Origin of the sequence: Pseudoxanthomonas taiwanensis (assembly GCF_010093135.1) — a bacterium.
GTDB classification, from domain to species: Bacteria; Pseudomonadota; Gammaproteobacteria; order Xanthomonadales; family Xanthomonadaceae; genus Pseudoxanthomonas; species Pseudoxanthomonas taiwanensis.
Genome location: NZ_PDWK01000100.1, coordinates 1 through 7,025, shown reverse-complemented (window position 1 = coordinate 7,025; position 7,025 = coordinate 1). Strand labels below are relative to the sequence as shown.

Genomic DNA, 7,025 nt, shown 5'->3' with positions numbered 1-7,025 from the left:
GGTAGTCGCGCACCACCGCGTCGAGCTCGGCCAGCGCGGTGGGGTCCCCGCGCAGCTGCTGCTCGCGCAGGTAGCCGTAGCGCGCGGCGGTGTGGCGCTGCGCATCGGCGGCGTTGCGCACGATGGTCGGGCGCAGGAACACCATCAGGTTGGTCTTGCTGCGGCTGCGCGAGCGGCTGCGGAACAGTGCGCCGACGACCGGGATGTCGCCGAGCAGGGGGATCTTCTCGGTACGCGCCTCTTGGCTCTGGTCGAGCAGGCCGCCCAAGGCGACGATGGCGCCGTCGTCGACCACCACGTTGGTCTCCACCTCGCGCTTGTTGAGCACCAGCTCGTCGCTGCTGCTGCTGACCGTGCCGTTGACCGAGGACACTTCCTGCTTGATCGCCAGGGTGATCCCCCCGCCGCTGTTGATCTGTGGGCGGACCGTCAGTTGGATGCCCACGTCCTGGCGGTCGATGGTGCGGAACGGGTTGTCGTTGTTGGTGCTGAGCACCTCGCCGGTGGTGATCGGCACTTCCTGGCCGACCATGATGCGCGCTTCCTCGTTGTCCAGGGTGAGGATCGAGGGCGTGGACAGCAGGCTGGAGCCGGTGTCGCTCTTGACCACGTTGATGATCAGGCCGAACAGGCGGTCGTCGCGTTCGTCGGCCAGGCCGATCAGGCCGCCGCTCAGCCCGAGCAGGGCCTGGGCCGCGGTGCGCCGCGCCAGGTCGGCGGCTTCGTCGCCGTCCTCGCCGCTGCGGCCGGCCAGCGCTCCGCCGGCCAGGGAGGCGATGCCGGGGCCGCCGTTGGAGAACTGGGTGAGGCCGATCGGCACCCGGCCATCCTTGCCGGCCAGCAGCAACTGCGTGCCGAGCTTGCGCGCGGCCTCGTCGGAGATCTCCACCACCAGCGCCTCGACCAGCACCTGCTCGCGGCGCACGTCCAGCTGACGGATCACGTCCAGCAGCACGCGCTGGGTGTCCGGGTCCGCGTGCACGATCAGCGAATTGGCGCCGGGGTAGCGCACGATCACCGGGCGCTTGCCGCTGGCCGGGGCGATGATCTGGGTATTGGCCGCGTCGGTGGCGGCCCCGGCCGGGGCCGACGGGATGCGCGCCGCGTCGGGGCCGGACGCGGCGGCCACCGGGTCCGGGGCCTGGCCGATCAGCTGCTGCAGCACCGGCAGCAGCTGTTCGGCGCTGGCGTGCTGCAGACGGACCACGGCCACGTCGCCGCTGCGCTCGGCGCGGGCGTCCAGTTCCATCGCCAGTTGCGCGGCGCGCTGCACCAGCGCCGGGTTGCCGCGCAGCAGCAGCGAGTTGCTGCTCTCCACCGGCACCACGGACAGCGGCGCGGCCGCGCTGCGGTCGGTGGTGCCGCCGTAGAGCCCGGCCAGGGTGGCGGCCAGCTCGCGCGCCGAGGTGTTGCGCAGGGCGACGGTGTCGATGCTGGCGCTGTCGCGGTCGATCCGCTCGACCAGGCCGAAGATGCGCTGCAGGTTGTCGGCGTAGTCGGCCACCAGCAACTGGTTGCCCTGGGGCAGCGCGACCACCACGCCGCCGCGCCCGACCAGCGGCTTGAGCGTTTCCGCCGCCGCGCGCGCGTCGATGCGCTGCAGCGGGAACACGCGGGTGGCGAAGCCCAGCGGCGAACCCGGCTGCTGCGCGGCGGTGTCGTCCGGCACCACGCGGTAGGTGGCCGGGCCCGCGGGCACGGCGATCAGCCCATTGCTGCGCAGCACCGCCAGCAGCACGCCCATCAGGTCCTCGTTGGACATGGCGTCGCCGCGGGTGACGGTGACCGTGCCCTGCACGCGCGGATCGACGATGAAGGTGGTGCCGGTGGCGCGCGCCACGTCCTGGATGAACGCGGACAGCTCCACGTTCTGCATGCGCAGCGCCGGCGCGGACGCGGCCTGGGCCGGCGCCGGCGGCACCGGGAAGACGAGTGCGCCCGCGGCGATCAGCAGCAGGGCGGCGGGGCGTGGGGTCATGGGGAGCCGGTTCCGAGGGTGACGGTCCGCACCTGGCCATCGCGTCGGTAGGCGATGACGGCGCGCGGGTTGGACTTGAGCTGTTCGGCCACTTCCGGCAGGTGCTCCGGATCGAGCGCCTGGCCGTTGACGCTGAGCAGCACGTCGCCGGGCTGCAGGCCGGCGGCGCGCAGCAGCGCGGCGTCGCCGCGGGGCATCAGCGTGTAGCCGGCCACGCGGCCGGCCTCCTGGTAGGTGCGCAGCCCGGCCTCGGCGAGCAGGCGCGCGGGGTCGACGTCGCGCGTCTCATGCTCGGGCGCGGCCGCGGTGGCCGGCGCAGGAGCGGGCAGGGCGGCCGGCGCAGGCGCAGGCGCGGAAGCGGGCAGGGCGGCCGGTGCAGGCCCGCCGCCCGGGCCGGCGCCCTGGACCGCCGGCAGCTCCAGCCGGCGACGCACGCCGGCATCGAGCAGCACGGCGTGGTCGGCGGCCACCGCCTCCAGCACCACGCCCGGGGCGAGCGCGTCGCCGACGCGGTAGGCCTGCTGCGGGCCGCCGTCGCGGGCGAGGATGGCCGAGCCACCGTCGGCCGCCACGCGCAGGCCGAACAGCCGCCAGCTGCCGCCGGCCTCGCCGGCCGCCTCCGGTGCGTTGCCGAAGAACGGATCCAGGCCGGCCAGCGCCGGCGCCTCGGCCGCCACCGCCACCGGCGCCGCCCCGGCCGACGCCGGCGCCGGCGCGAACGCCAGCCAAAGCAGCCGTGCCAGCTGCAGCAGCAGCACGAGCACGAGCGCGGCCTCGGCCAGCGCCGGCCAGTGCCGCAGGAGCGAGTTCGGGAGCGGTCGTGTCACGTCGATAGGTGCGCGGGGCCGGAAAGCCCCGGTTCGATGACAGGATGAGTCGGAAATGTGACGCGCCGGTTTCAGCCCGCGCGCGCGATGCACGGAACTGAAACAAAGCGGCCCGGCGCGGGGCCGGGCCGTCGGGACGCACGTGGCACCCGCGTCAGAAGTCCACCGACAGGCTCACGCTGTAGCTGACGCCCGGCTCGTAGGTGTACACGTCCACGCGCCGGCCGCCGCGCTCCTGGTACTCCTCGTGGTCGGTCTCCAGCAGGTTGCGCGCGGTGAACGCCAGCGTGCCGCGGCGGTCCCACAGGTCGAAGCCCTTGCGCACCACCAGGTCCAGCGTGGTGCCCGGCTTCTCCATGTAGTCCGGCTGGCCGGGACGGCCGCGCGCCAGGATGCGCTCGCTGACGTGGTTGGCCACCAGGGTCGCCTGGAAGCCCGAGCTGGCGCTCTCGATGCCCAGCTGCAGGTTGGCGATGTGCTCGGACTGGCCCTGGAGCTGGCTGCCGTCGCGGACGAACAGGCGTGCCGGGATGGGCGTGGCGTAGCCGTAGGGATGCACGGTGTCGCTTTCGCCGGCCTTCACCTTCGAGTCGGACCAGGTGTAGTTGCCGGCCACGTACAGGCGGTTGTCCCCCCACCAGGCCGCCTGGATCGGCAGGTCGAAGTACTTCTTGGCGTCGAACTCGAAGCCCTGCACGGTGGCCGAGGGCGCGTTGACGAAGCTCTGGAACACCACGCCGCCGGCCTCGTTCACGTTGGCCTCGATCGGCCGGTCGATCTCCTTGTGGAACAGGCCGGCGGTCAGGTACTCGCCGGCGCCGAAGAACCACTCGTAGCGCAGGTCGAAGTTGCGCAGCTTGCTGTCGACCAGGTTCGGGTTGCCGTAGAACAGGCGGTCGTTGTCCGGGTCGTTGTACTGCTGCGGCGCCATCTCGCGGAACTGCGGACGGGCGATGGTTTCCGAGACGCCGAAGCGCAGCTGCTGGTTGTCGGCGAAGTTCCAGGTCACCGTGGCCGCAGGGAGCAGGTAGTCCTCCTCCAGCGGCGCCGGCGACTCGATGCGCTGGCCGGTGAAGATGTCGTACGGATGCACGGCCTGGGTGGCGTCCTCGTAGCGGACGCCGAGGCTGGCGCGCACCATCGGCACCACCTCGCCCTCCAGCTGCAGGTACGCGGCGCGCACCTTGAGCGTGGCGTCGTAGGCGGCCGCGCCGGTGTTGCCGGTGGTCTCGCGCAGGCGCAGCAGGTCCTGGCTCAGGTTGTAGTCCGAGAACAGGTAGTCGATGCGCTGGTAGCGGTTGTAGAAGGGCAGGGCGCCGTCCAGGGCCAGGAAACGGAACTCGCGCTGCCAGGCGCTGCGGTCGTTGTCCGAGTAGGACGCGCCGCCCGAGAGGACGAACTCGCGCTCGGTCGGCAGGCGCCACTTGAGGTCCACGCCGCCGCTGGCCACCTCGTCCTCCACCTCGCCGAAGCGGATGTAGTTCTGCACGCGCGAGGCGTCGTGGCTCCAGTAGCCCTCCACGTTCTCGTAGCTGATGCCGGTCTCGTACGGCGACTCGCGGTTGGCGCGGGAAACGGCGCCGCGCCATTCGACGGTCAGGTCGTCGTACTCGCCGAAGCGGTGGGTGCCGCTGACCTGGTTGTTGACCAGCGTGCGCTCGAACCACTCGGTATAGTCGTCACGCACCTGGAAGCCGGCCAGGTTGTCCACGCCGGAGCGGCTGCGCGTCTGCTTGAGCGTGTCGTGCACGTACAGCGTGGTGAACCCGATCTGGTGGCGGTCGGTCTTCAGGCCGGCGCCGAACATGGCATTGACGCGGGCGTTGTTGCGGGTGGAAACGAAGTCGTAGCTGGAGTTGAACTCCACCGAGTCGCCGGTGAAATAGCCGTCCTGCTGCTGGCCGATGCGGGTGCGCCACTGGTTGCTGAAGTTGGCCACCGCGACGAAGCCCAGCTCGACGCCGTCCTGGATCTCCATCGAGTTGCCCGCGCTGCCGCCGAAGCTGAAGTCCGGGTCGATGCTGTCCTTCTGCTGCAGCAGGTACAGGTTGGGGTCGTTGATGCTGCGACCGATGGTGCGGATGTCCGCGCGGTCGAAGTCCGCGCCCAGGTCCACGCGCCGGCCGGTGGCCAGCGCCTGCCTGAGCTCGGGCGACATCTTGCGGGTGCCGTCGTCGTAGCCCCACCAGTCGTCGTCGCCGCCGTAATAGGTCAGGCCCTTTTCGCCGGTGGTGGCGCTGTTGCCGCCGGTGCCGATGGACAGCTTGAGGAAGCCTTCCTTGGGCACGGTCAGGCCCTGCAGGTCGATCACGCCGCCGCCGAACTCGCCGGGGTAGCGCGCCGAGTAGGTCTTCTGCACGGTCACGCTCTGCAGGACCTCGCTGGGGAACAGGTCCAGCGGCACCACGCGCTGCAGCGGCTCGGGGCTGGGCAGCGGCGAGCCGTTGAACAGCGCCGAGGAGTAGCGCTCGCCGAGGCCGCGCACGTAGACGAACTTCTCGCCCACCAGGCTCAGGCCGCTGACCCGGGTAAGCGCCTGCGCCGCGTCGCTGTCGCCGGTGCGCTGCAGGTCCTCCCGGGTGACGAAGGAAGCGACCTCGGCGGTCTGCTGCATGGGCTCGGGGATGAATTCGCCGCGGACCTGGACGGAATCGAGCTGGACCGCCTGGCCGCTGGCGGCTTGGTCGGTGGTCGCCTGGGCCCAGGCCGGCGGCGCCAGCGCGGCGGCGACGGCCAGGCACAGGCTGGAGCGGGGCGGTCCGATGCGGGATGGTTTGGACATCATGGAGGATAGCCTTGGCTGCGGAGGGCAGGCGGAAGGGAAACGTCGTGCGGCGCGGCGGCGAAGGACGCCGCCGCGCCGCGTAGCGCGGCGGAGGCCTGCGTCAGCAGGGCTTGTCCGCCGTCAGGCCGCAGGTCCAGCCCTGCCACCAGGTGTCGGCCGCGTTCTTCACGCCGCCGATGTAGTCCACGTTCTGGAAGAACGGATGGACGCCGCTGAGGTTGGAGAACGCCGGGACCGCGGACTCGTTGGCACCATTGATGAAGGTGTCGGTCAAGGTCGAGGTGCCGTTGGCCACGTTGTTGGTGCCGGCGTTGAACGCGGCCTCCGCCGTGGCGCCGGAGAAGGCGATCGGGCAGGAGAAGAACACCGAGTGGAAGGTGCCGGTGGTGTTGGCGTCGGCGATGTTCAGGCAGGTGGCGCCGTTGCCGCTGCCGCCGGCCGGGCGGGTCACCACGGTGTTGTAGAAGCTGGCCTGGGTGCCCTGGTTCAGCTCGATCGCCACGCCGCCGCCGGCGCGACCGACGTAGGTGAAGTTGGCGATCCTGGGCTTGGAGTAGGGCTCGCGGCGGATGGCGCTCCACTCGTTCATGCGGTCGCCGCCGTTGGCGCGCTGCACCACGATGCCGAACTGCGCGGCGCCGTCCCAGCCGGTATCGGTGTCCAGGCTGTCGTCGTCGTTGCCGGTGAGCACGATGTGGCGCAGGTTGACCGTGCCGCCGAAGATCTCGATGCCGTCGTCGGAGCTGTTGTGCACCTGGATGTGGTCGACGGTGGTGGCGCGGCCGACGCCGCCGAAGGTGATGCCGTTGAGCTCGTTGTTGGCGGCGATGGTATAGCCGGAGTGCTGCACGCGCACGTAGCGCAGGCGGCCGCTGTTGTCGTTCGGGTTGTTGCCGCCGTAGAAGACGTTGTTCACGCCCTCGATGAGCGCCTGACACTCCGGCGTGCCGGACACGGTGCTGCCCGGGCAGGCGCTGATCGGCGCGCGGCCCAGGATGACCACGCCGCCCCACTGGCCGATGGAGTCCACGTTGGTCTGGCCCTCGACGCTGGCGCGCGAGGTGAACACGATCGGGTCGCTGGCGGTGCCCTCGGCGAAGATCTGCGAGCCGCGGTTGACCACCAGGAAGTCGGCACCGGCCGAGCCGAAGAAGCGCACGCCGGGTTCCACGGTCAGGATGCCGGTCTGCGCGCCAGCCACCGGGGCCGAGGCGTTGCCGCCTGCGTCGTCGCCGACGTTGACCTGGCCGTTGATCGCGTAGATCACGCCGTCCAGCTTCTTGATGACCAGGTTGCCGACGATGCGGTTGGGCAGCTGGCAGGCGCGCAGCGTGCCGCCGGCGACGGTGCCGACGTTGGCGAAGCCCGTCGGGCAGTTCTCGGCCGGGCCGGCGGCCGGCCCGGCCGAGAACTGCCCGACGGGCTTCGCCAACGT

At 71.4% G+C, this 7,025-nt stretch carries 4 protein-coding genes; all 4 read right to left on the bottom strand.

Annotation, left to right across the window (positions count from 1 at the left end):
- On the bottom strand, positions 1 to 1,978 hold a 1,978-nt coding region (gene gspD, locus CR938_RS13415), incomplete at its 3' end, for a type II secretion system secretin GspD (RefSeq protein WP_162125480.1).
- Positions 1,975 to 2,805 carry a type II secretion system protein N gene (locus CR938_RS13410; protein WP_162125479.1) on the bottom strand — a complete coding sequence of 277 codons (831 nt, stop codon included), beginning with the start codon at positions 2,803 to 2,805 and terminating at the stop codon, positions 1,975 to 1,977. The genes CR938_RS13410 and gspD, both read right to left, overlap by 4 nt.
- A gap of 154 nt (positions 2,806 to 2,959) precedes the next feature.
- On the bottom strand, positions 2,960 to 5,587 hold the full coding sequence (locus tag CR938_RS13405) for a TonB-dependent receptor domain-containing protein (protein WP_162125478.1): 2,628 nt from the start codon (positions 5,585 to 5,587) through the stop codon (positions 2,960 to 2,962).
- 103 nt (positions 5,588 to 5,690) lie between these two features.
- A partial coding sequence (locus CR938_RS13400; protein WP_162125477.1) for a hypothetical protein occupies positions 5,691 to 7,025 on the bottom strand: 1,335 nt, incomplete at its 5' end.

Coding starts and splice junctions, on each gene's coding strand:
- CR938_RS13405 (WP_162125478.1), bottom strand. CDS start 5,587: ATGTCCAAACCATCCCGCATCGGACCGCCCCGCTCCAGCCTGTGCCTG.